Raw genomic sequence first — 24,339 nt, forward strand, 5'->3', positions numbered from 1 at the left:
TTCGAGCCCTAAACCATTCCGAACGACTGGAGCACGCCCGTGACCAGCGACTTGACGACGAGGGCGACCCCGATGAGCATGAGGGCGAGGCCGCCAGCGATCAGGTAATTCTGGGTGGCGATCAGGGCGATTCCGGCGATCGCGAGGATCACGCCGAGGATTCCGAGCGGGCCGAGATTTTTGCGCATACCCGCTGTGGACAGTCGATACTCTTAATCGCGGTGGTTTGTGAGCGGGGCTCGAGTCGAAACGAGGGGCGGTTTTCGGAACCTGATTGTCGAGCGCCGAACGCCAGCCGCCGACCACCGAACGCCGAGCCTCGAACCTCGAACGCCGAAACTTGAGCGCCGAGCGTCAGCCCCCGAACGCAAATACGCGTAAACGAGACACTTAACCGGCGACCGACCCTACCAGCAGACGGGAGAGAGAGCCTGGCTGCCGCGATGGCCGGTCCGGAAACGGATCGGCCACCACACGCGAGCGCTCGTATTTCGGTTTCGGGCGCTCGCGCCTGCGAGGAAAGTCCCCCCACCCGTCGGGCGGGTGACCGGACGCAAGTCCGGAGCGGGAGACCGCTGGCTCTGGAACAGCAACGACACGTCTCGGCCCGATCGATGATGCGCGCGAACCCAACCGCGAGGACGGGGAGGTAACCCGCAGAGAGTCTGCGTGGTCGATTTGGACCGCGTTACGTGAGGCGGTGTAGCCGCCCCACGGACGGCCGAGGATCGATGGAACGGCGAATCCTCACCGGTGCAAGTCCGCGTCGCAGGTAGCCCGACAGGACCGCTTTAGGCGGGCGGCGCGGACGCTCAGCCGAATGCCGGGTCGAACAGAAGGGGGCTTACTCCTCTCACCCAGTTTCGTGGGCCTGAGCCACGGCCATGGGTACGGATACGGAATCGCTACTCGAGCAACCAATGTTGAACCGCCGTCTCGACTACGGCACCCGGATCGCACCGCAGGTACGGAAAGTAGAACGTGTGCGTCTCCCCTGGCTCGAGTTCGGCGCTGGCAGAATCGTTGAACACGACGATTCCGTCCTCGAGCAGCGCCTCGACGACGACTCCGACCTCGCCGGTTTTCACCTGCGTCACGTTCCGTAACGTGACGGCGGACCCGTAGACCGGCTCGCCGTCGGCCGTCCCTAGCTGGCCCCAACCCTTCTCGACGAGCGCCGATCCGTCTTCGATCGTTGGGCCCGGGCCCGACGTTCCGCCCTCCGGTTCCTCGAGCGTGTATCGATCCACGCCATCCGCGCTCCCCTCCGTCGTGACGATCTCGAAGAGGTACGTCTCCCGACTCCGTTCGACGAACAGCTTACTCTCGACGACGCGGTCTCCGTCGTCCCGGTCGAACGCCGCCCGTACCGTTTCTATGTAACTACCGGGGCGGTCGAACTCGATGCGTCCGCGAACGCCGTATCGATCGGTCCCGTCGTCGTCGAAGAAGTGGTGATCCGTGATCGTGCCACCCGGATTACCCTCGATGCGCCCGTTGCGATCCTCGCCGTCGGCGCAGATCGGTGTCGCCGACCGGTCGAACGATTCCTCGGCAACTACCTCGTCGGACCAGTTCGTCGGTGGTGCCAGTTCCGAACTGGTCACGTTGGTCGCGTCGTCGTCGACGCCAGGGACGCTCGAGAGGCAGCCACCGACGAAACTCGAGCAGAGGGTCGCGAGGTAGGGTCGACGTTTCACGAGGGAAACTAGAGTACGATGGTAGAAAAGGACACCTCAAGCTCAAACTGCGGCTGTACCTATAGTAGCTACGGAAGGTATAGCCCGCTACCCACCCCGACGCGAGACGGGAGCTTTAACGCCTCGCGCCGGAAAGCGAGAGTATGTCGAATCCGTTCGGAATCGTCCCCGGCGAGGCCATCCTGGAGGGACGAGCCACCGACGCCTACTTCGAGCGTACCCGGGCGACCCTCGAACACGCGGGTCGCAACCCCCGCATCGTCGCGGAAGTGACGGCCGACCAGTTTCCAACAGGGGAGTTCGAGGTCTTCACGGGCGTCCAGGACGTCGCGACGCTCTTTTCGGGCCGCGCAGTCGACGTCGACGCCCTCCCCGAGGGCACGTTGTTCGACGGCGGGCCGGTCATGCGCATCGAGGGGCCCTACCTCGAGTTCGCCGAACTCGAGACCTCCCTCCTGGGCTTTCTCTCTCAGCCAAGCGGTTTCGCGACGGCGGCGCTCGAGGCCCGTCTGGCCGCGCCCGACTCCCAAGTACTCTCCTTCGGCGCGCGCCACGTCCACCCCGCCATCGCCGCTACGGTCGAACGATCGGCCCTGCTCGCCGGACTCGACGGCTTCTCCCACGTCGCCGCGGGCGACGTCCTCGGGCGTGAGGCCGGCGGGACGATGCCCCACGCGCTGATGCTCATCTTCGGCGAAGGCGAGCAGGACGCGGCCTGGATGGCCTTCGACGAGGCCGTCCCCGAGGACGTGCCTCGAGTCGCGCTGGTCGACACCTTCTGGGACGAGAGTAGCGAAACCCTGCTCGCCGCCGAGACCCTCGGCGACCGTCTCGACGGGATTCGCCTGGATACGACGGGGTCACGACGCGGCGACTTCCGCCACATCACCCGCGAGGTCCGCTGGGAACTCGACGCTCGCGGCCGTGAGGACGTCGACATCTTCTGCAGCGGCGGGCTGACCCCCGAGACGATTCGGGAGCTTCGGGACGTCGCCGACGGCTTCGGCATCGGGAGCTACGTGACGGGCGCCGACAGCGTCGACTTTGCACTCGACATCGTCGAAATCGAGGGCGAGATGACCTCGAAACGCGGGAAGCTCTCGGGCGATAAGCAGGTCTACCGCACCGCCGAGGGGGGTCACGAGGTCCGGCTGGCCGACCAGCCCGCTCCCGAGGACGGCGACGCGCTGCTCGAGCCGCTGGTTCGCGACGGCGAGGTCGTCCGCGAGGCGGACCTCGAGGCGGCGACCGAGCGGTGTCTCGCCGATGCGGCAGCCGTCGGGTTCGGGAGCGACGACTGAGAGCCGTCCACTTGCCAGTCTCGAACTTGATCGCGTCTATCGTTCGTCTATACTACCGGCCGCCTCGAGGCCCACTCACTCGTCGACCTGGACATCCACCCGAGGGACGAAGGGTCCGAAATCTGCAGTTTTGCTGGCGATCGTCGCAATTCTGAAGGTGTACACTAACAGGACGACGAACGGCAGGAACGCGAGCGTGACCGCGACGCTCACGACGACGACGAGCGCGAGCGTGCTCTCGAGGCCCGCGATGATCGACGGGTACGTCATCATGAACAGGCCGCCGCCGAGCAGTGTCGGGAACCCCACGTACAACAGGAGTTTCGAAAGGTGAGCGAGTTCGTGTTGCATGTACAGCGTCTTGAACGACTGGCGGGCGACGGCGAGGTAGCCGAGCAGTTCGATCAGCGAGTCGAGTCCCTCGATGGCCTCCATCGAAAGTTCGTCGGCGTACCGGGCTCGAATCGTCCGGGCGGCGTGGAGGTGCGCCCCGTTAAAGTGACCCAGGACCGCTGAGAGCGCATCGAACGTCCCGAACTCCGCAGTCTCGAGCGTCTTCGAGACGGTCTCGCCCTCCTCCGTGACGGCTCCGGCGAACGTCTCGAGGCTCGCGGCGACGGCTCCGTCGGCGTCCGTCGCGTCCGACTCGAGGTCGCCCACCTCCGCCACGACGGCGTCGACGATGAGCCGGAGGAACTCGGCAGGCGCGGCCGGACTGACCGGCGTCTCGGTCGCGTCTTCGACCGTTCGTCGGAAGTCGGTCATCGCCTCGTAGCGCTGTTGCAGGTCGCCGGTCCACCCCAGTTCCTGGGAGAGGACGAGCTGGTTGATCGCGAGGACGATGGTAATGAACGGGAGGGTGCCACCGACGATCGCGCCGACGAGCGTCGTCGCCGTAGCAGGATTCGTGACCGGAATCCAGCCGGCAGCACCGATCGCCAGACAGACGGTGAACACCAGTCCGGCAAAGAGAGCCGTCAACACGTAGCGATTCCCGTCGAGCAGGACCCAGCGCTGCGCCGGCGACTCGCGGAGTCGTTCGTGAACGAGGTCGCTCTGGGTCTTCGTCTCGTCGATCGCTCGCTCGGCGCCCATGGATCGGTATCAACGACCGTCGAAAAAAGCGTGTGTCTTCGTTGCAGTCGATGGGGCCGAGTTTCGAGTTCGATTTACGCCTGGACTGACCCGCCGTGCGTGGATTTATGGCTCGACAGTGGATATTTTCGACTATGCACCTCGAGCCAGACGCCACCGCAGTGGTCGTCGTCGACATGCAAAACGGCTTCTGTCACCCCGACGGGGCGCTGTACGCGTCGGGCAGCGAATCCGTGATCGACCCAATCGCGACCCTGGTCGAGCGAGCGCGAGAGGCAGGGAGTCGAATCGTCTACAGCCGTGACGTCCATCCCCCCGAACAGTTCGAGGACGCCCATTACTACGACGAGTTCGACCGGTGGGGCGAACACGTCCTGGAGGGGTCGTGGGAGACCGAACTGGTCGAGGAACTCGACGTTCGTGAGGAGGACCTGATCGTCGAGAAGCACACCTACGACGCCTTCCACGAGACCCAGCTCGACGGCTGGCTCTCTGCGCGCGAAATCTCGGATCTGGTCATCTGTGGCACCCTCGCGAACGTTTGCGTCCTCCACACCGGCGGGAGCGCGGGACTCCGGGATTACCGCCCGCTCATGGTTGCGGACTGCATCGGGGCGCTCGAGGACGACCACCACGAGTACGCCCTGGAGCACGCGGACTGGCTGTTCGGTGAGGTCGTCGAGAGCGACGACTTGTCGTTCGACGGTTCAGCATAGGGTCCTGGAGAACCAATCTCTCGGGGAAGCGACGCTCGAGCGGAACTCAATGCTATAATATCGATAGTGTTGCTCGAGCGCCGCGGCGACCGAGCGATCGGTCGGCAACGATTTCCACCAGACGACAGTTAAATACGGTCGGACCGGTACTCCTCGAGCATGGACGCGGCACTCATTATCCTCGATGGCTGGGGCCTCGGACGCGACGACGGCGGCCGGAACGCGGTCGAGGCGGCGCATACGCCCGTCGTCGATCGCCTGACTCGAGCGGGGCCGGCGGGAAGCCTCGAGGTCGCCGGCCGACGCGTCGGCCTCCCGGACGGCCAGATGGGCAACAGTGAGGTCGGCCACCTCAACATCGGCGCCGGCAGGGTCGTGTTACAGGAGTACACCCGTATCACGGACGCCGTCGCCGACGGCAGTTTTCGTCGAAACGCGGCTATCGACGCCGCCTTCGACCACGCCCTCGAAAATGGCGGGCGAGTCCACTTCCTCGGCCTCGTCAGCGACGGCGGCGTCCACGCCGATCACGAGCACCTCCACGCACTGATCAGGATGGCCGCCGACCGCGACGTCGAGGCGGTCACCCACGCCATCACCGACGGGCGTGACACCTCGCCCCACGGCGGCGAGGGCTACCTCGCGGAACTCGAGGCCGTGATCGACGAGGCGGAAACTGGAGACATGGCCACGGTCTCCGGACGATACTACGCGATGGATCGCGACCAGAACTGGGAGCGGACGAGGCAAGCTTACGACGCCATCGTCGACCGTGACGCCGCCTTCGAGGCGTCCTCGGCCGTCGAGGCCGTCACCGACTCCTACGAGCGCGGCCAGACCGACGAGTTCGTCAAGCCGACGGTCATTGCGGGACAGCCAGCGCTGCAAGACGGCGATTCAGTCATCTGGTTCAACTTCCGATCCGACCGCGCCCGCCAGTTAACCCGGATGCTCGCCGACATCCGTCCGGAGTGGGTGTTCGAGACGCACCCACCCGACATCGAGGTCGTCATGCTGACCCAGTACGACAAGACGTTCGACCTCCCGGTGGCGTTCCCGCCGACCCAGCCCTCACAGGTCCTGGGCGAAGTGCTCGCCGACGCCGGCAAGTCCCAGCTCCGGATCGCCGAATCCGAGAAGTACGCCCACGTCACCTATTTCCTCAATGGGGGCCGCGAGGTCGAGTTCGACGGCGAGGTCAGGAAGATCGTCGAGAGCCCGGACGTCCCCACCTACGACCTCCAGCCGGAGATGAGCGCCCCCGAGGTGACCGACACGGCCATCGACACCATCGCGAGCCGGGATCCGGACGTCCTGGTACTGAACTACGCCAATCCCGACATGGTCGGCCACACCGGCGACTACCGAGCGGCCGTCGAAGCCGTCGAGGCCGTCGACACCCAACTCGGTCGGTTGCTCGAGACCCTCGAGGCCCACGGCGCACACGTCTTCGTCACCGCCGACCACGGCAACGCCGACGACATGGGAACCGAAGAGGAGCCACACACGGCCCACACATACAACGACGTGCCGTTCTTCTACGTGGCTCCCGACGGCGATGCGAGTGCCGACGTCCGGATCCGCGAGGGCGGGACGCTCGCCGACCTCGCGCCCACGATGCTCGAGTGCATCGGTCTCACCCGGCCGCCGGAGATGACCGGCGAGTCCCTGCTCGTCCGCGAGTAGTCGAGAAGTCGATGCGTTCATCTCGCTCGATCGACCACCACGAGGTATGTCCCCCGCCGCGTCCATTCGCCCGGCGATGATCGCCGACGCTCCGACGCTGGCGCGTCTCTACCGCGACGCCTACGCGACCAACGTCGACCTCGGCTTTCCTTCGCGAGCGGCGCGCGCCGACCGCGGGGCCCTCGAGGCCTGGATTCGGGAGAGTCGCGTATTCGTTGCGGTCACCGCTGGAGAGGACTCAGGCGGCAGGGCTGACGACCGGCCCGCCGCCGGCAAACTCGTCGGCGCCATCCGCTACCGCGACGAAGGGAAGTACGACCCCGACGCCCCCGAGTTCGGCCGCCTCGCGGTCCCCCCGCGCGCTCGAGGCCAGGGAATCGGCAATGAGTTGATCGAGCACGTCGAGACGCTCGCCCGGCGGGAAGACCACGACCGGATGCGATTGCGGACGTTCGCCGACCACCCGTTTCTCCCCGAGGTTTACCGTCGGCGCGGCTACCACGACGTGCGGGTTCGGGAACTCGAGGGGGCGCCGTTCGACGTGTTGCACATGCAAAAGGAGCTGTAGCCCGACCCACACGTTCGGCCTCCGAACTGGCCCCCGTCGCTGGCGAGGGGATCGTATTCGGACAAGTCGAATCGATCGGCAAACCAGAATCGCTACCCCGACGCCTTCACTCGAGCAGGGCGTCCAGTTCCTCGAGTCGGTCGCGGTAGGTCGACAGCGCCCGGTCGATCGGTTCCGACGAGCGCATGTCGACGCCGGCGATCTCGAGCAATTCGAGGGGGTACTCCCGGGAACCCCGGCGGAGGAATTCGAGGTAGTCCTCGGCCGCATCGGCACCGTTCTCGACGATGTCGTCGGCGATGGCGAGCGCCGCGGAGATTCCCGTCGAGTACTGGTAGACGTAGAACGCGCGGTAGAAGTGCGGGATGCGCATCCACTCACGGGGAATCTGGTCGTCGATTTCGGCGGGTTCGTAGTACTGGGCCTTGAGGTCACCGTACAGTTCGTCGAGGCGGTCGGCCGTCAGCGGCTCGCCTCCCTCCTCGAGCGCGTGTGCCTCGTGTTCGAACTCGGCGAAGAGCGTCTGGCGGTACAGCGTCGAACGCACCCGCTCTAAGAACTCGTTGAGGATGGCCTTGCGGAACTCGGGGTCCTCGACGGTCTCGAGCAGGTGGTGGGTCAGCAGGGCCTCGTTGACCGTGCTCGCGACCTCGGCGGTGAAAATCTCGTAGCCCGAGTAGATGTACGGCTGTTCTTGCTTCGTCAGTTCCGAGTGCATCGAGTGGCCGAGTTCGTGAGCCAGCGTGTACATCGAGGCGACGTCGTCCTGGTAGTTCATCAGGATGAACGGCTGGGTGTCGTAGGTACCCCCGGAGTAGGCGCCCGTGCGCTTGCCCTCGTTCTCGTAGACGTCGACCCACCGTGACTCCAGGCCCTCCGCGACGCGGGACTGGTACTCCTCGCCCAGGGGGGCAACGGCGTCGACGACGTACTGGGCGGCGTCGTCGTACTCGACGTCCGGCCCTTCTTCGCCGGTCAGTGGCATGTAGACGTCCCACATTCGGAGTTCGTCGACGCCGAGCGCCTCGCGCTTGAGGTCGGCGTGACGGTGGAGGTGCTCGAGGTTGTCGTGGACGCTGTCGACGAGCGTGTCGTACACCTCGACGGGGACGTTGGGGCCGTCGAGGGCCGCCTCGCGGGCGGTCTCGTAGTTTCGTGCCCGGGCGAGTTTGACGTCGGCTTTGACGCTGTTCTTGTAGGAGGCGGCGACCGTGTTTCGGACCGATTCCCACTCGTCGAAGTAGGCCTCGTAGACCCGCTGTCGGAAGTCGCGGTCGGGTCGCTTGAGCAGGTTGACGAAGTTACTCTGGGTGATCTCGACGGATTCACCGTCGGGATCCTCGACCGTCGGAAAGCCCATGTCGGCGTTCGAGAGCATGCTGTAGACCTCGCCGGGTGCACCGGTGACCTCGCTCAGGTCCGCCAGCAGCGCCTCCACCTCGGCCGAGCGCGTGTGGGGTTTCATCCGCAACACGTCGTCGACGTAGTGGGCGTAGGTCACGAGGTCGGGTTCGTCCTCGACCACGGCTTCGAAGTCCTCCCGGGACAGTTCCTGCAGTTCCGGCTCGATGAACGAGGCCGCAGACTGGGCATCGGCGGCCAGCGACTGTGCCCGTGCGCTCAGGGCCTGGTACTCCTGGTTCGTCGTGTCCTCATCGCTTCGCATCCGGGCGTAGGCGGCGATCGTCGAGATCTGGCGCATGAGCCGGTCGCGCAGTTCGAGAATCTCGAGTAACGTCTCGGCGTCCTCGGTCGTCTGGCCCTCGTAGGCTGCCAGGTCCTCGACCTGGTCCGTCGCCGCCTCGTAGGCGTCCTCCCAGTCGTCGTCGGTGGCGTAGATGCTCTCGAGATCCCAGGTGTACTCCTCCTCGATCTCCGAGCGCGTGGGAACGGAACTCATGGGACGAAGTTTCGGAACGAAGGTGGTAAAGGGTATCGAAGCGCCCCCGAATACCCGCCGTCAGTCGTTAATCGCTATCGCTGTCGCCCGCCGGCTCGCTCGAGGGCCGCGACGCGAGCGCCCCGAGAACGACCAGCACCGCGGCCGGGAGCGCCGCGAGCTGGATCACGTCGTCCCAGATCGAGAAGATCACCAGGCCGAGTGCTCCCAGGTACGCCGGCCTGGTCCGTCCGGTACGGACGCCGTACCCGCCGACCCACCCCGAGAGCACCAGCGCCGCGAGGAGGGCGAACCGGCCGTGCGTGTAACCGAACTCGAGGAGCAACGCAGGCACGAGCAGGGTCACCCCGGCAATCGCGACGAACGCGCTCCATCGAAGCAGGTCGCGCCAGAGCACCATCGTTCGCGACCAGGGACGGACGGGTGATAACCGTTGAGACTCTCGCGCCAGGAGGCGCGGGACGGCCCGACACCGAACGGATCTCCAGGAGCGGGGCACCCGCAGGTTTATCCCGGAAGCCGACCCAACCACCAATCGATACGATGGCAGGCCCGATCCCCGCCCTCGAGGAACGCGCCACCGCCTGCGCCGAGCACCTGCTCGAGTGCGACCGCGTGCTCCTCGCCTCCCACATCGACGCCGACGGACTGACGAGCGCCGCAGTCGCCGCGAGCGCCCTCGAACGAGCGGAGCTGCCCTTCGAGACCGTCTTCGAGAAGCAACTCGACGCCGAGGCGATCGAGGCAATCGCCGACACCGACTACGACACCGTGCTGTTCACCGACTTCGGGAGCGGCCAACTCGACGTGATCGCCGACCACGAGGACGCCGGCGACTTCACGCCCGTCATCGCCGACCACCACCAGCCCGCGGAGGCCGACACCACCTACCACCTCAACCCCCTCCTGTTCGGCATCAATGGTGCCTCCGAACTCTCGGGTGCCGGGGCGAGTTACGTCCTCGCGCGGGCGCTCGCGGAAGCAGGCGAGGGATCCGGAACGGCTGGGGCGGCCGAAACGGCGGGAGAGCCGACGGCAACGGACGGCGGCAGCGCCACCGCTCGAGCCGACAACCGCGACCTCGCCGCGCTGGCTGTCGTCGGCGCCGTCGGCGACATGCAGGCCTCCGGCGGCGAACTCCACGGTGCCAACGCGAAGATCGTCGCCGAGGGCGTCGAGGCCGGCGTCCTCGAGACCGCGACCGACCTCGCCCTCTACGGGAAACAGACCCGCCCCCTTCCGAAACTGCTCGAGTACGCGAGCGACGTCAACATTCCGGGAATCTCGAACGACGGCAACGGCGCGCTCCGCTTCCTGGACGGCCTCGACCTCGAGTTGAAACGTGACGGCGAGTGGCGCTGCTGGGCAAATCTCACGAGTGAGGAGAAACAGACCGTCGCGAGCGCGCTCGTCAAGAAGGCCGTCACGAGCGGCGTCCCGGCGCACAAGATCGACGACCTCGTGGGCACGAGCTACGTCCTCGCGGCCGAGCCCGTCGGCACCGAACTCCGTGACGCCAGCGAATTCTCGACCCTGCTCAACGCGACGGCCCGCTACGAGCGCGCCGACGTGGGTCTCGGGGTCTGTCTCGGTGATCGAGACGAGGCCCTCGAGCGCGCTCGCCAACTGCTCAGGGAACACCGCCGCAATCTCTCGAACGGTATCGATCTCGTGACCAGGGAGGGCGTCACGAAGGAAGCCCACGTCCAGTGGTTCGACGCGGGCGACCGCATCCGCGAGACCATCGTCGGCATCGTCGCCGGGATGGCCGTTGGCAACGCCGGCATCAGCCGGTCCATGCCCATCCTCGCGTTCGCGAACAAGAACGACGAGGAGGTCAAAGTATCCGCCCGCGGGACCCACAGCCTCGTCAGAAAAGGGCTCGACCTCTCGGTCGTGATGGGCGAGGCGTCACGGTCAGTCGGCGGGGACGGCGGTGGACACGACGTCGCTGCCGGGGCGACGGTACCCGCAGGGAAGCAAGCGGAGTTCGTCGAGCGCGCCGACGAAATCGTCGGTGAGCAACTCGGCGATAGCTGATGGCTGATAGCTGGTCACTGACGGCTGAGAACTGACACGAGTTCCACCCCGACAGCTACTGTGAGCGATCCATCGACGCCGGCACCGTCGGTATCAGCGGCGTTCGCTTCGTGATCACGTACGACGATTTCCGCACCGCGCCCTTCGCGTACTGGACGGTGCTCTTTCGGATCGGCGTCCGTTTCCCCTGGATGCGCGTTCTCCCCTCGAGGATGGCGTCGACGAGGTGGTCGCCGTCGATGGTCGTCTTGGTGACGTCCTCGTCGGCACTCGTCACGGTCACCTCGGTGTACGCACGGCCGACGTTCGGGAGGTAGTGGGCGTCGCTGCCGCCGACCTTCGGGTACTCGCGTCGCTGCGCGAACCGGCGTGCTCGACGATTCTGGTAGCCCGTAAAGAGCATCGAGTTGTACACCTCGACGGCGTCCACGTCGAGGATGTGGCGCCGTCGAACCCCGTGGCGACTTCGCTGGAACGGATGGGGAACGATGGCGAGGCCGCCGAGTTCGCGAACCCGTTCGACGGTCGTCTGGAACGGCCGGCCCGGTTCGGGTCGCTCCTCGACACCGATCGCGAGGAGGTGGCCCTGTGCCGTCGACACCTCGACGCCGGGAATTCCGACGAGCCCGTAACGTGAGGCGAGTTCGGCTGCCTCGAGGGACGCATCGATTTCGTCGTGGTCGGTGATGACGACACCGTCGAGACCGATGTCTGCCGCGTGCTCGAGGATGAGCTCGACGGGCTCGTGTCCGTCGTAGGAAGTCTCCGAGTGGACGTGAAAATCGATAGCGAAGGGGATGTGAGCGGACATACGAGGAGAGTAGGTCTCGATGAGAGATAACCGGTTGCGCGTTATAAACTTTCTACTCTCGGGAAGCAAGAACACCGACGACCGACCCTTCGGTGTCCCTCCAGTGAACCGACCGTCCACGTCCGTCTAATTCCATATATCATCATGTGATATATGCCTGCTATTGGCGTTCGGAGGCAGATGCTCTGTAAGAGCCCTCGAACAGCCATTAATCGGGTTTCATCGGGAACTGGCGACTCGGATCCGAGTTTCATCGGCAAAGCGGAGCCCACTCGGCAACGCGCAGGCGGTCGACAACGACGAGCGACTCGAGGACGCACCCGACGCCTCCTCGAGATTGGCCAACAGAAGCGAGAAACCGAGCCATGCTAATCCCACGTAACCGAGCGACGACCGACCGAGGGCCAATCGACGAGCGAGAAGCCAGGGGCTCCAGAGCAACAGCGACACACCCCCGAGCCCACATAAGAACCTCTCGGAGTGGACTCGAGGGCCACCATCACTAGCGCGCGAGAAGACGGTGTCCTGGACGGACGACTCCGCTTCAATTCCCCGTCGTGATCGGCCGATAAACTGGTGGACACTCGAACGAACCGCCCCGTTCGGTTCGACCACTCGTCGGGCCACCATTCGTCGGCGATGGCGAGACGCGTCCTGGAGTGACGATACCGGTGTAAACGTTCCGCAGGAACGTGACGCAGCGGAGTGGTTGGTTTCGCGTCGTCTTCGATCGAGTCCGAGAAAAGCGCGGGTCCGGACGGAAGGGGAAGTGAGCGACGGATTTAGCGAACGTTCAGGGACGAGCCCGGACGGCGGGAGTCAACCACCCATGCAATCGCCGGCGGTTGTATCCGGCTCTCATGCCTCTCTCGGGCAGTCATAAATCGAATGATGATATACAGAACGCCAGTATTAGACAAATAGCGATTCGTCGATCGCTACGAACTCGTCGATCACGAAATCCAGCGCGTCGACGGCGATTCCGGCGAGGAACGGGCGTCGCCGCGTTGTAGAGACTCTCGAGTCAACTCGGGACGCGGTTCCCGCTGACGCCGTTCGACGATTGTACGAGAGAAGAACGAAGAGGACCGCCAACATTCACTCCGGGCCTGGAACAGTGTCACCGAGCTCGATCTCGTCGAGCGCTGCCTGGACGGCGATTGGATCGTCGGGCGTCTCGACGGTGTTGTGGATTCGGTGCAGGCACTCGAGCAATCCGTCGAGCGCTGCGCGTTTCGTCGAGACGTGACCGATCGATTCGGTGACCTCGAGTTCACCGATCTGATGGCGAAGCTGGAGTTTCCAGCACCGACCGAGGCCGAGCCGTGGGTTCGCCTGGTCTCCGTCGGTCTGCTCGGCGAGAACCTCGAGGAACGGCTCGTGGCGGCGGTAGACGAACCGGCCGTCGCTGACGGTGGACGGCCCCCATCCTGGCGGCAACGCTTCGTGTGGGATGGGGTGGTGGTCCAGTGACATACAGCCGATGGGAGGCCACTGCCTTACGAGTGGATTGGGCTTGCGTAAGTAACCACCCTTAATAGGATCCCCATGCCGTATCGTGTTTTCTGAGAGTCGATCCAGGTGAAGCGTCGCCGGATCGTTTGGTTGTCGTCTCGGGAGTCCTCCTCGGGAAAGGCCGGTTCGAAACGGTGGGCAAACGGCCGGCGCCAGCCCCGCTTTCGTGTTCGTAGACGGACGAACGGATTCAACGAGTACTATACGTTCGAGTCCCAATTGCCCGGGTATGACCGAGTTCGACCCGGCGAAGTTCGAGGACAAGTACGTCCACTACTTCCCCGAACTCCAGCAAGCCTACAAGAACGCGTTCAGCCGCATCAACGAGCGCTACGACTCCTCGCTCGTCCACGCGATCGACCAGCAGGTACTCAACGAGAGCGAGCCCTTTTACGACGAGGAAGACGGCTTCTGGATCGAACTCCCCGACGATCCCCACGACCGGATCACCGGCGTCGTCGTCGACCGGGAACGGTTCGAGACGGTGCTCGAGGCCCACGTCGACGCCATCGAGACGGAACTCGAGCGCGTCTTCAACGTGTGAAACCGGACCGGAGCCAAACGTCGGCCGAACATTGACGACGGAAGGTTTAGGGAGGGCGACGCCCAACGAGTGAGTATGAGCACGGAGACCCAGGAAGGCGACGACCTCGAAGAGCGCGTGGCGAACTTCCTGCGACGGAACTTCCCACAGATCCAGATGCACGGCGGGAGCGCGGCCATCCAGGAGATCGACCGCGAGACCGGCGAGGTGTACATTCAGCTCGGCGGTGCCTGCAGCGGTTGTGGCATCTCCCCAATGACGATCCAGGCGATCAAGAGCCGGATGGTCAAGGAAATTCCCGAAGTCACGAAGGTCCACGCGGGTACGGGTATGGACGGCGCCGGTGGCGCCGGCATGAGCCCCTCGTTCCCCGGCGAGACCGTCGACGACGGCGAGGACGACGAAGGGCCGCAGGCCCCGTTCTGATTACGCTACGTCGTAACTACCTCCCGTCAAGCGTTTCTCGTTCCCACGCCCGCACGAGCGCCGCGAGTGTTTGGTTCGTCGAAACGGCGAGACCGCAGGCGGCGGCCCGGTCACAGACGTAGCCGTTTATCGCGTCGATCTCGGTTCGTTTTCCGGCGCGAACGTCCTGGCGCATCGACGACGCGTTCGTCGCCGTCGTTGTCGCGACCGACTCGAGCGCGGCGAGCGCCTCCCGGTTGGCGAGCGAGACTCCGTTCGCGCGGGCGAGCCGAGCCGTCTCGCGCGCCGCGGCCCGCGACAGGTCACGGAGGGGGTCCTCCAGGACGGCCCCGTTCGGCGCGTCGGCGAGGGCCGTCACGGGATTGATCGCGGCGTTGACGGCTAGTTTCTCCCACAACCGGTGTGGCATCGACGACGAGACGATCGTCTCGAGTCCCGAGCGAGAGAAGGCCTCGCCGACGCGATCAGCGACCGGCGATGGGCCACCGTCTCGAGCGCCGAGAACGAGTTCCCCGAGACCGGTGCAGGTGACGACGCCGGGTTCCTCCAGGATCGCTCCGTAGGTCGCCGTCCCTGCGAGGACCGGACACGACAGGTGTTCGGCGAGAGTCTCCTCGTTGCCCATGCCGTTTTGCAGCGAGAGTGCGGCCTCGAACGTGCCCGTCGCGAGGGTTCGGGCGGCGTCCTCGGTGGCATAGGATTTGACCGTGACGACGGCGATGTCGGCCTCGAGGTCGGCCCCGTCGGCTCTCGCATCTGGATTGGCGGTCTCCTCGAGGGTACCCGTGATTTGGAGGCCGTCCTCGGCGACGACGCTCGCGTGTGGCTCTCGAGCGACGAGCGTGACGTCGTGGGAGCGCGCGAGCAGGCCGCCGACGAGGCTGCCCAGACTGCCGGCGCCGAAGACGACGATGTCCATAGCGGAGATGGCTCGAGGAAGTGGTAAAACGGTTCCCCTCCGCCCTCACTAGCGGTACTCCGTAGTAGACGGGAACGGGCCGGTTCGCCGAGCAACGCCTCAGTCTTCACCGGCGTGCCGGCGGTCACCGTCGATAGCGACGGGCCGAGGGGAGGCTCGCTACTGGCGCTACGTTGACTCTCGAACTGTGACGGCGGAGACGATCGGTTTTCTCATCGGGATTAAGTTGTACTTAAGGAGGGTGTGTTCAAATTAGAGATTTCTCATTGAGTCCCATAAAATGGGAGATATCTAAGCAAAGCTCCCATTAATAAAAGAGATCGGAAAAAATTTTGGTGTGGAGAGGAGATGCCGAGTATGGCGACGCCCCCGTTCGATGAAACGGACAGACAGTTGCTCGACCTGTTACAGGAAAACGCGCGATACAAGGCGACCAGTCTGGCCGAGGAGATCGGGGTCTCCGACAACACCGTCCACAATCGGATGGCTCGATTAGAGGAGGACGGGATCATCACCGGCTACACGACGGCCATCGATTACCACTCGACCGGGCTTCGACTCTTCTTTCACTTCACCTGCACGACCCGGATCAGCGAGCGGTCCGCCGTGGCCAAAGAGACACTGGCGCTCCCACAGGTCGTCGAGGTGACCGAACTGATGACGGGCCAGGAGAACCTCCACATCAAGGCGGTCGGCGCCGAGGACGCGGACATCACTCACGTCGCCGAACAGCTCGACGACCTCGCGCTAGAGATCAACGACGAGAACCTCATCCGGGCTGAATACACGCGTCCCTTCAAGTACGTGTGCGGGCTGGAGCCGACAGACGACCACTGATCGAACCAGGAAACGCCGCCCGTCGAGCCGAGCGGAGCCTGGACGCTTACTTAGGATAGTCGTTTCGAAGGGAGGGTACGTTGGCCAGGTTAGAAAATTCCCAACACGTACTTATACCCGAGGGAGAAAAGCACACATAGATTCAGCAACAGGTGAAAACGTGAGCGACACCCCCACCGGAAAATCAGTACCGTGCCCAGAGTGTAACGAAACGGCGTTCGCGATCGTCCCGAAGAACAGCGACATTGTGGACGACGAGGCAAACGCGGGGGGGAAAGTCTGGGTCAATTGTCGGAGCTGTGGGGTCCAGTTTCTCGCCCACTACCGGCGGCGCGACCGAGACCCGGCGTAAACGCCGGGTTTCCTCGGCCTGAGTATTACTTGTCGATTCATGAATACGTTCGAGTTCGATCGCTCACCGGCAACGACGAGATACCACCGCCGGTAATAAACCACACTTGTAGTAGTCCAAATTAGATAGTAATTAGTGGATCGGGACTCCAGAACGCATCATGAACCGCGAGCGGTCCGTGAGCAGGGCGAGGTCACTTCAAACGTCGTACACCGAAGTGAGCGAGATTTTAATGCCCAACGAGACGAACAACCTCGAGCGTGCGCTCGGCGGCGCCGTACTCCACTGGATGGACATCTGTGGCGCGATCGCCGGCAAACGGTTCGCTCGACGGCAGGTGGTGACGGCCGCGATGGACCACGTCGACTTCATCGCGCCGATCGAACTCGGCGACATCGTAACCGTGACCGGTTACGTATTCGACACGGGGGTGACCAGCATGGACGTCCGAGTCGACGTTCGTGCCGAGCGCCCCCAACACGGCGAAACGAACGAGACGGCGACCTCGTTTTTCACCTTCATCGCGCTGGACGAATCCGAGACGCCGACGGCCGTGCCAGCACTTCGCTGTCCGACGACGGCCGAAATCGACCTTCGCGACCGAGCGCTCGAAGCGCGTCGCTCCCGGCGCCGGGAACTCGCGTGCGAACTCGAGAAGCCCGCCGACGGCGAAGGTCGAACGACCAATTGAACAACTAAACTTTCACTACTACAATTTCATTGGGGAGCGTTTATGTGAGTCCGGTCGGATACCGGTACTGCGGAGGCGACGCGGGACCGAAGGAGCCACACACCAGTATCGACAGTGGCAACGCTGCCGGTTTCGGGCGCCGTCGTCTCGCACCGAACGACGAACTTACCTATGAGCTACCACACGCCGACATCGATTCCAGACGTCCGCTCGATTCTCGAGCGCGCACAGCCTGCCGACGGACCGTCACTACTCGCGGACGAATCGCTTCTCGATACGATCGATCGTTCCCTCTACGAGGGAGCGACGGTCGACGAGCAATACGAGGCCGTCATCCAGGCGCTAACGGCTCGAATCGAGCGCGATCCCGCGTACAAACGTATCGCCGGAACGGTCGCCCGACACCGATACTACCGAACCGTCCTCGGCACGAACGTCTCCGGGGACGAACTCGAGCAGGCCTATCGCGCGACGTTCGTGGCCAACCTCGAGCGGGCGGTCGACGCGAGCCGTCTCGACGAACGCCTCCTCGAACGATTCGACCTCGAGGCACTCGCCGAGGCGCTCGACCTCGACCGGGACGGGTACCTCGAGTACATGGCGATGGAGACGCTCGTCCAGCGGTACGTCCTTCGAATCGAACAGGGCGACGAGCCACTGGAGTTACCGCAGGCGTTCTGGATGCGGGTGGCGATGGGGCTCGCTCTCGAGGAGGACGACCCGCAAGACCGGGCGATAGAATTCTACGAGGTGCTCTCGAAACTCGAGTTCACGCCGTCGACGCCGACGCTCTTTCACAGCGGGACAGCCCATCCACAGCTCTCGTCGTGTTACCTGACGACCGTTCCGGACGACCTCGAGGGGATCTTCGACGCCTACAAACACCACGCACAGCTCTCGAAGTGGAGCGGCGGCCTGGGTAACGACTGGACAAACGTTCGAGCCGAGGGCGCGTTGATCGAGTCGACCGGCGTCGAGTCGACCGGTGTCGTCCCCTTTCTTCGAATCAGCAACGACGTGACGGCAGCGATCAACCGCTCCGGAAAACGCCGTGGAGCAGCCTGTGCCTACCTGGCGTGCTGGCACCTCGACTTTCCCGCCTTCGTCGACCTCAAGCGCAACACCGGCGACGAGCGACGTCGGACCCCGGACATGAACACCGCCGCGTGGATCCCGGACCTCTTCGTCAAGCGCGTCCAGGACGGTGGCGAGTGGACGCTGTTCAGTCCCGACGAGGTACCCGATCTCCACGAACTCACCGGCGCGGCGTTCGAGGAACGATACCGGGAGTACGAGCACCTGGCCGACGCGGGCGAACTGCGCCAGTACGAGCGCGTCGACGCCGAGTCGCTCTGGCGGCAGTTGCTTACCCGCGTGTTCGAAACCGGTCACCCGTGGCTGACGTTCAAGGATCCGTGTAACGTCCGCTCGCCGCAGGACCACGTCGGGACCGTCCACTCCTCGAACCTCTGTACGGAGATCACGCTGAACACGAGCGCCGACGAACACGCCGTGTGCAACCTCGGGAGCGTCAACTTCGCGACCCACGTCGCGGACGGCGAACTCGACCGCGAACACCTCGCCTCGACGGTCGAAACCGCAATGCGGATGCTCGACAACGTCGTTGACCTGTGTTTCTACCCGACCGATGCGGCCGAGCACTCGAACCAACGTCATCGCCCGGTCGGCCTGGGCACGATGGGCTTTCACGACGCGCTGATGGAACTGGGGATCCCGATGGGCAGCGAGGACGCCATCGAGAAAGCGAACCGCTGGCAGGAGTTTGTATCGTATCACGCTATACAAAACTCCTCGAGACTCGCCGCCGAACGAGGGACGTATCCGTCCTACGAGGGATCGAAGTGGGACCGCGGCCTCCTGCCGCAAGATACCGTGGACCGCCTCGAGGCCGAACGTGGCCGGGCGATTCCGACCGATCGCGAGGAGACGCTCGCGTGGGAGACCGTTCGCGAGCACGTCGCCGAACACGGCATGCGAAACTCGAACACGATGGCGATCGCGCCGACGGCGACCATCTCGACGATCAACGGGACGACGCCGTCGATCGAACCGATGTACTCGAACCTCTACGTGAAGTCGAACATGTCGGGTGATTTTACGATCGTCAACGAGCACCTGGTCGAGGACCTGCGAGAGCGAGGGTGCTGGGACGACGACCTCGTCGATCGGCTCAAGTATCACGACGGCTCCGTCCAGGAGCTCGACACGGTTCCCGACGAGGTAAAAGCGCTGTACCGGGGCGCGTTCGAGATCGACCCGCGCCACCAGCTTCGGCTCACGGCCCACCGACAGACGTGGATCGACCAGTCGATATCTCACAACGTCTTCTTCCCGTCGACCGACGGCACGTTGCTCGGCGACGTCTACAAAACGGCCTGGGAGCTGGGGCTGAAAACGACGTACTACCTGCGCACCCTCGGTGCCTCCCAGATCGAGAAGTCGACCCTCGACATGGCCGAATACGGGAAGACCCAGCACCGTGGCGAGCGAGGGGACGAAGGGAGCGAATCGGGTCCCGGCGACGCCGACGAGGACTCGAGCGACGACCTCCCCGCCCTCGACGATCCGACCTGTGAGGCCTGTCAGTAACCAGTATTCACCACCAATGTCTCTCATCAACACCGACAGCGAACACGACCCGAACAAGATCCTCCCCATCGAGTACGACTGGGCGCGAGAGTACTACGAAGCCGGTGTCGACAACAACTGGGTTCCTGCCGAGATTCCGATGCAGGACGACGTCACCCAGTGGAACGGTGACGAACTCTCCGCGGCCGAACGACAACTCGTCGAGTGGAACCTCGGCTTCTTCTCGACGGCGGAGTCGCTCACGGCGAACAACATCGTCCTCGCACTGTACGAGTACGTGACCGCACCCGAGTGTCGACAGTACCTCCTGCGCCAGGCCTACGAGGAGGCGATTCACACGGATACCTTCATCTACTGCTGTGACTCGCTGGGATTCGATCCGGAGTACCTCTACGGGATGTACGACCGGATTCCGGCGATCGAGGAGAAAGACGCCTTCGTCGTCGACCTGACGCGAGCCATCGATCGCCCGACGTTCACCATCGACACCGACGACGACCTGCGGGAGTTTTTCCGGGACCTCGTCGGCTTCTACGTCATCATGGAGGGCATATTCTTCTACGCCGGCTTCGCCATGATGCTCGGGCTCAAACGCCAGCAGAAACTGGTCGGCGTCGGCCAGCAGTTCGAGTACATCATGCGTGACGAATCGCTCCACGTCGGCTTCGGCGTCGACCTGATCAATCAACTCCGCCGGGAACACCCCGGCGCCTGGACCGACGACTTCGGCGAGGAGGTGGTCGACCTGATCACCCGGGCCGTCGAGTTAGAGCGCGTCTACGCTCACGAGGCCTGCCCGGACGAGATACTGGGTATGGGGCCCAATCAGTTCGCCACGTACGTCGAACACGTCGCCGACCGCCGTCTCGAGCAACTCGGCTTGCCGGCCCAGTACGGGGTCGAGAACCCGTTCCCGTGGCTCTCCGAGCAGGTCGATCTGAACAAGGAGAAGAACTTCTTCGAGACGCAAGTGACCGAGTACCGCAGTGGCGGTAGCCTCGAGTGGGAGTAACCGCAGTCAGTCTTCCGTCCAGTACATGAGGTTCTCCTTCTCGGTGCCGCAGTTCGGACAGGTGTCGGGAAAGCCCTCGTCGATCGCTCCCATCTCGCCACATTCGGTACAGCGCCACATCAACTCGGCTTCGCCGTACTCGTGGCCCGAGCGAGCGTGTTCGACGCTCATCGCCTCGACGCCCTCCCGGGTCGTGACGAAGAAGCCGCCGAGGTCGAATCCGCGGACGGTTCCGAGTTCCTCTCCGTCTTCGCCGTAGACGGTCTGGCCGAACTGGACCTCGTGGACGTCTTCGACGGCTTCTTCGTCGCCCTCTCTGGCCGGTGTTTCTCCCATGGGCGAAGCTCCCACGAGTACGGGCATAAAACTACAACGCCCACCAGCCCGGCCGCCGACGAAACCCCCCATCCCGAGAAACGGCCGATCGACGTATTTTTCACCGCAGACCGTTTTTGCCCGCCCATGGCAAGTTTCACTGTCGTCGTCGGCGACCCCGAGTCGGGGCTCGCCCACCAGCTCGAGGCGGAGGGTCAGGACGCGAACCGGTTCATCGGCAAGGAGATCGGCCAGGAGGTCGACGGAAGCGCCGTCGGCCTCGACGGCTACACGCTCGAGATCACCGGTGGCTCGGACAACGCGGGCCGCCCCCACAACGAGACGGTCGCGGGCTCCCGGCTCCAGGAAGTCCTGATGAACGAGCGCCAGACGGGTTACAAGCCCGGCCGTGATGGCGAACGGCGCCGAATCACCGCTCGTGGACGCGAGATGTCCGCCGAGACCGCCCAGATCAACGCGACGATCACCGAGCGCGGCTCCGAGAGCGTCGAGAGCCTGCTGGGCCTCGAGTCCGACGAGGACGGAGACGACGAGTAATCCTTCCGCGCTTCTATGACCGATCGAATTTCGAGTGACAACCCGAGCGTCGAGACGGTTCGAGCGACGCTGGCGGAGACCGCCACCGGCGTTCGCATCGAGATCCCCGGCGACGAGATGGGACATTTTCCCGACGAGGCGGGCGAGGTCGTCCGATTCGTCCTGGACGGAACCGAGCGATTTGGCCGGGTCGATCGCGGCCTGACCGGCGACGAACTGGTCGTCCCCGGTCTCTACGAGACGCCGGACCAGGCGCGAGATCCGCGCGACGGCGTCGACGCCCTGCCCGACTGGATCGACGACCACGGCGCTCGCCGCGGCGGGTCGGTCCTGCTCGACGTCGTCGAACCCGACTTCCTCTACGGCGTTCGCGCCCCTGGCGAGAGCGCTGTCTACGACGCCCACGAACCGCCGTCGACGAGCCTCCAGGACATCGCGAAGGGGCTCGAGGACCAGTAGCGCCGTTGGGTGAGCGTGGTGGTGGATCGAGCGTAGCGACGGCTGGAAGAACGCGACGGCTGGACGAACGCGGCCGCAGTAACGAGTTCGACGATTCCAGACCATTTCGAACCGAAACTCCCTTGTAGCTCGCTGACTAACCGGTTAGTTAGTGACCGACGAGAGCGCCCGCGACGAAATTATGACGGCGACCTACGAGGCTCTGTGCAAACACGGCTACACGGAACTCACCACACAGGCCATCGCCGACCAGACGGACAAGAGCAAGTCCCTGCTGTTCTATCACTACGACTCCAAGGACGACATCGTCTCGGCATTTTTCGACTTCCTGCTCGAGCACTTCGACGAGCGCCTCGCGGCCAGCCAGGAGGTATCCCCGGTCGACCGTCTGGCCGCACTCGTCGACTGGTTCCTCTACGACCCCGACGACGACGAGCGCGCATCCTTTCACACGGCGATGCTCGAATTACGCGCCCAGGCGCCGTACAACGAGCGGTTCCAGGCACACCTCCGGCGCAGCGACGACGCGCTCCGTGCAGCGTTCGAGGGAATCCTCCAGGACGGCCTCGAGGCCGGCGTCTTTCGCGACCACGACCCCGCGGAGACGGCGACGGTGCTGATCGCCGCCCTCGACGGCGCGCGCATCCGGCAGCTGACGATGGACCGGGACGCCTATCTCGAAGAGGTGCGGTCAGGCGTTGCCAACGTCGTCGTCGCGGACCTGCTCGTCGAGGGCGAATCCTTCCCCGAGCGAGGGGCCGTCTCGCTCGAGGCCGCGGACGCGGACACGGCGGCCGGTGACGACCCCGAATGAGCCGAAAACGCGACCGATCGGTCAACGTCACGGACGGCGACCTGTTCAAGCCCCTCCTCGTGCTGTCGGCCCCCATCGTCTTCTCCCAACTTCTGCAAGTGGGCTACAACCTCGCAGACACCTTCTGGGTCGGTCACCTCGGGAGCGACGCCGTCGCCGCACTCTCCTATTCCTGGGCTATCGTCTTCCTGATGGTGAGCATCGGGGGTGGCCTCACCGCCGCGGGAACCGTCCTGGTCTCTCAGTACAAGGGCGCGGAGGACTTCCGGAAATCTCACCACGTCGCTGGACAGACCCTCTCGTTCGTGACCGTCGTCGCCTTCGTCTTCGGCGCGCTCGGCTTCGCGCTCTCGCCCTGGCTGATCCAGCTGGTGGGCGCCGAACCGGGCACCGCCGCTTACACCTACGCGGTCAACTACACCCGGATCATCTTCGTCAGCGTCGGTTTCATGTTCTGGTTCTTCATCTTCGACGCCCTCTCGCGAGGCTGGGGCGACACCCGGACGCCGATGTACCTGATGGCGCTCAGCGTGACGATGAACGTCGTCCTGGACCCCATCCTCATCCTGGGATTCGTCGACAACCCGATCTTCGCCTGGATCGGCGCGACTGGTCTCGAGTCGACGCTCTACGCACAGACCGGTTTCACCGGCTTCGGCGTCGAGGGAGCCGCGGTGGCGACGGTCTTCTCTCGCGGCGTCGCCGCCCTCGTCGGCCTCTACCTGCTCTTCAGCGGACGGGTCGGGCTCGAGCCGACCCTCGCGGACCTGCGCCTCGAACTGCCGACGGTGAAGAAGATCCTCGAGATCGGTGGGCCCATCGCGACCGAGCAGGGCTTTCGCTCCTCGGGGATCGCCCTGCTGACCGCGCTGGTGGCAATCGCCGGAACCGACGCGGTCGCGGCCTACGGGATCGCTAACCGGCTCTCCTCGCTGCTCTTCTTGCCGGCGCTCGGGCTGGCCCGCGGCACGGAAGCCGTCGTCGGGCAGAACCTCGGCGCCGAGCAGGTGGGCCGGGCCTGGAAGGCCGTCAAGCTGAGTTCCGTCGTCGTCGTCGGAATCTTCGTCGCCGTCGTCGCGGTCGCCTACCCGCTGGCCGAACCGATTACCGCCGTCTTCATCCAGGGCGAGGGGAGCGAGCAGGTCGTCACCTACGGCGCCGCGTTCATCCTGATCGCGGGGCCCTCCTACATCTTCATGGGCGTCTTCCAGGTGCTGCTGGGTGGCCTCCGGGGCAGTGGCAGCACCCGCGCGGCGATGTTCCTCTCGATTCAGGAACTCTGGATGTATCGCATCCCCATCTCGGCGATCGCCATCCTCCACTTCGGGCTGGGCATCTACGGCGTCTGGTACGCCATCGCCCTCTCGTACGTCCTATCGGCCATCGTCACCGCCGTCTGGTTCCTGCGCGGGACCTGGACCGACAACGTCGTGACCGAGGACGTCGCGTCGGCACCCGCCGGTGATTGAG

The 24,339-nt window shown here is 64.6% G+C and carries 24 protein-coding genes and 1 other RNA gene; 16 read left to right on the forward strand and 9 right to left on the reverse strand.

The features are described from left to right. Positions 1-8: 8 nt before the first annotated feature. Positions 9-188: a DUF7470 family protein gene (locus NGM15_RS12195; RefSeq protein ID WP_253431304.1), complete on the reverse strand. Its 180-nt coding sequence runs from the start codon at positions 186-188 to the stop codon at positions 9-11. 231 nt (positions 189-419) lie between these two features. Between NGM15_RS12195 and rnpB the strand changes: the two genes are divergently transcribed. Continuing rightward, positions 420-859: RNase P RNA component (gene rnpB / locus NGM15_RS12200), an RNA gene on the forward strand. A 46-nt stretch (positions 860-905) separates the two neighbouring features. Here the strand turns inward: rnpB and NGM15_RS12205 are convergent. Beyond that, the gene (locus NGM15_RS12205; RefSeq protein WP_253431306.1) at positions 906-1,700 is read right to left on the reverse strand and encodes a hypothetical protein; all 795 of its coding nucleotides are present in this window, start codon (positions 1,698-1,700) and stop codon (positions 906-908) included. A gap of 143 nt (positions 1,701-1,843) precedes the next feature. Here NGM15_RS12205 and NGM15_RS12210 point away from each other — a divergent pair, with 143 nt between their 5' ends. Continuing rightward, positions 1,844-3,001, forward strand: a complete 1,158-nt coding sequence (locus tag NGM15_RS12210; RefSeq protein ID WP_253431308.1) for a nicotinate phosphoribosyltransferase — start codon at positions 1,844-1,846, stop codon at positions 2,999-3,001. A 75-nt stretch (positions 3,002-3,076) separates the two neighbouring features. On the opposite strand, the gene NGM15_RS12215 is transcribed toward NGM15_RS12210, so the two are convergent. Continuing rightward, the gene (locus tag NGM15_RS12215) at positions 3,077-4,096 is read right to left on the reverse strand and encodes a DUF7972 family membrane protein (RefSeq protein ID WP_253431311.1); all 1,020 of its coding nucleotides are present in this window, start codon (positions 4,094-4,096) and stop codon (positions 3,077-3,079) included. Positions 4,097-4,230: 134 nt separating this feature from the next. On the opposite strand from NGM15_RS12215, the gene NGM15_RS12220 reads away from it, so the two are divergent. The 3 genes from NGM15_RS12220 (at position 4,231) to NGM15_RS12230 (ending at position 7,066) form a co-directional block, all read left to right on the forward strand. Further along, complete coding sequence (locus NGM15_RS12220; RefSeq protein WP_253431314.1) at positions 4,231-4,812, forward strand: cysteine hydrolase family protein; 582 nt, start codon at positions 4,231-4,233, stop codon at positions 4,810-4,812. Between the two features lie 159 nt (positions 4,813-4,971). Next, the gene (gene gpmI / locus NGM15_RS12225; RefSeq protein ID WP_253431317.1) at positions 4,972-6,498 is read left to right on the forward strand and encodes a 2,3-bisphosphoglycerate-independent phosphoglycerate mutase; all 1,527 of its coding nucleotides are present in this window, start codon (positions 4,972-4,974) and stop codon (positions 6,496-6,498) included. A gap of 46 nt (positions 6,499-6,544) precedes the next feature. Further along, positions 6,545-7,066 carry a GNAT family N-acetyltransferase gene (locus tag NGM15_RS12230; protein WP_253431320.1) on the forward strand — a complete coding sequence of 174 codons (522 nt, stop codon included), beginning with the start codon at positions 6,545-6,547 and terminating at the stop codon, positions 7,064-7,066. A gap of 106 nt (positions 7,067-7,172) precedes the next feature. On the opposite strand, the gene pepF is transcribed toward NGM15_RS12230, so the two are convergent. Beyond that, a complete protein-coding gene (gene pepF / locus NGM15_RS12235) occupies positions 7,173-8,966 on the reverse strand; it encodes an oligoendopeptidase F (RefSeq protein ID WP_253431322.1) in 1,794 nt (597 codons plus the stop codon). A 67-nt stretch (positions 8,967-9,033) separates the two neighbouring features. Next, entirely contained in the window at positions 9,034-9,366 is a 333-nt protein-coding gene (locus tag NGM15_RS12240) for a hypothetical protein (RefSeq protein ID WP_253431325.1), read from the reverse strand. A 143-nt stretch (positions 9,367-9,509) separates the two neighbouring features. On the opposite strand from NGM15_RS12240, the gene recJ reads away from it, so the two are divergent. Further along, the gene (gene recJ / locus NGM15_RS12245) at positions 9,510-11,006 is read left to right on the forward strand and encodes a RecJ family nuclease (protein WP_253431327.1); all 1,497 of its coding nucleotides are present in this window, start codon (positions 9,510-9,512) and stop codon (positions 11,004-11,006) included. 55 nt (positions 11,007-11,061) lie between these two features. Here the strand turns inward: recJ and NGM15_RS12250 are convergent, their stop codons facing one another. Both NGM15_RS12250 and NGM15_RS12255 read right to left on the reverse strand, forming a co-directional pair. Beyond that, the gene (locus tag NGM15_RS12250; protein ID WP_253431330.1) at positions 11,062-11,817 is read right to left on the reverse strand and encodes a CehA/McbA family metallohydrolase; all 756 of its coding nucleotides are present in this window, start codon (positions 11,815-11,817) and stop codon (positions 11,062-11,064) included. A 1,098-nt stretch (positions 11,818-12,915) separates the two neighbouring features. Then, the gene (locus NGM15_RS12255; RefSeq protein WP_253431333.1) at positions 12,916-13,293 is read right to left on the reverse strand and encodes a hypothetical protein; all 378 of its coding nucleotides are present in this window, start codon (positions 13,291-13,293) and stop codon (positions 12,916-12,918) included. Between the two features lie 268 nt (positions 13,294-13,561). On the opposite strand from NGM15_RS12255, the gene NGM15_RS12260 reads away from it, so the two are divergent. Together NGM15_RS12260 and NGM15_RS12265 are read left to right on the forward strand one after the other, a co-directional pair. Next, positions 13,562-13,876, forward strand: coding sequence for a DUF5783 family protein (locus NGM15_RS12260; RefSeq protein ID WP_253431336.1), 315 nt, complete (start codon positions 13,562-13,564; stop codon positions 13,874-13,876). 75 nt (positions 13,877-13,951) lie between these two features. Beyond that, positions 13,952-14,302 carry a NifU family protein gene (locus tag NGM15_RS12265; RefSeq protein WP_253431339.1) on the forward strand — a complete coding sequence of 117 codons (351 nt, stop codon included), beginning with the start codon at positions 13,952-13,954 and terminating at the stop codon, positions 14,300-14,302. A 16-nt stretch (positions 14,303-14,318) separates the two neighbouring features. Here the strand turns inward: NGM15_RS12265 and NGM15_RS12270 are convergent, their stop codons facing one another. Then, on the reverse strand, positions 14,319-15,221 hold the full coding sequence (locus NGM15_RS12270) for a ketopantoate reductase family protein (RefSeq protein WP_253431342.1): 903 nt from the start codon (positions 15,219-15,221) through the stop codon (positions 14,319-14,321). A 357-nt stretch (positions 15,222-15,578) separates the two neighbouring features. Here NGM15_RS12270 and NGM15_RS12275 point away from each other — a divergent pair, with 357 nt between their 5' ends. The 4 genes from NGM15_RS12275 to NGM15_RS12290 all read left to right on the forward strand — a co-directional run bounded on the left by NGM15_RS12275 (position 15,579) and on the right by NGM15_RS12290 (position 20,723). Next, entirely contained in the window at positions 15,579-16,058 is a 480-nt protein-coding gene (locus NGM15_RS12275; protein WP_253431345.1) for an Lrp/AsnC family transcriptional regulator, read from the forward strand. A 512-nt stretch (positions 16,059-16,570) separates the two neighbouring features. Next, a complete protein-coding gene (locus NGM15_RS12280) occupies positions 16,571-17,101 on the forward strand; it encodes an acyl-CoA thioesterase (protein ID WP_425494445.1) in 531 nt (176 codons plus the stop codon). Positions 17,102-17,272: 171 nt separating this feature from the next. Next, positions 17,273-19,711, forward strand: a complete 2,439-nt coding sequence (locus tag NGM15_RS12285) for a ribonucleoside-diphosphate reductase subunit alpha (protein ID WP_253431350.1) — start codon at positions 17,273-17,275, stop codon at positions 19,709-19,711. Between the two features lie 16 nt (positions 19,712-19,727). Then, positions 19,728-20,723 (forward strand): ribonucleotide-diphosphate reductase subunit beta, encoded by a 996-nt coding sequence (locus NGM15_RS12290; protein WP_253431353.1) that lies wholly within the window; start codon positions 19,728-19,730, stop codon positions 20,721-20,723. Positions 20,724-20,729: 6 nt separating this feature from the next. Here NGM15_RS12290 and NGM15_RS12295 read toward each other — a convergent pair whose 3' ends face one another. After that, a complete protein-coding gene (locus NGM15_RS12295) occupies positions 20,730-21,059 on the reverse strand; it encodes a DUF7130 family rubredoxin-like protein (protein WP_253431356.1) in 330 nt (109 codons plus the stop codon). A gap of 126 nt (positions 21,060-21,185) precedes the next feature. On the opposite strand from NGM15_RS12295, the gene NGM15_RS12300 reads away from it, so the two are divergent. The 4 genes from NGM15_RS12300 (at position 21,186) to NGM15_RS12315 (ending at position 24,338) form a co-directional block, all read left to right on the forward strand. Beyond that, entirely contained in the window at positions 21,186-21,596 is a 411-nt protein-coding gene (locus NGM15_RS12300; protein ID WP_253431359.1) for a 30S ribosomal protein S6e, read from the forward strand. A gap of 15 nt (positions 21,597-21,611) precedes the next feature. Further along, positions 21,612-22,055 (forward strand): DUF7112 family protein, encoded by a 444-nt coding sequence (locus NGM15_RS12305; protein WP_253431361.1) that lies wholly within the window; start codon positions 21,612-21,614, stop codon positions 22,053-22,055. Between the two features lie 151 nt (positions 22,056-22,206). Next, on the forward strand, positions 22,207-22,869 hold the full coding sequence (locus tag NGM15_RS12310; protein ID WP_253431363.1) for a TetR/AcrR family transcriptional regulator: 663 nt from the start codon (positions 22,207-22,209) through the stop codon (positions 22,867-22,869). Further along, positions 22,866-24,338 carry an MATE family efflux transporter gene (locus NGM15_RS12315; protein ID WP_253431365.1) on the forward strand — a complete coding sequence of 491 codons (1,473 nt, stop codon included), beginning with the start codon at positions 22,866-22,868 and terminating at the stop codon, positions 24,336-24,338. The genes NGM15_RS12310 and NGM15_RS12315 overlap by 4 nt, the downstream gene beginning before the upstream one ends. Position 24,339 lies beyond the last annotated feature (1 nt).

It is taken from the genome of Natronosalvus halobius, from assembly GCF_024138145.1.
GTDB classification, from domain to species: Archaea; Halobacteriota; Halobacteria; order Halobacteriales; family Natrialbaceae; genus Natronosalvus; species Natronosalvus halobius.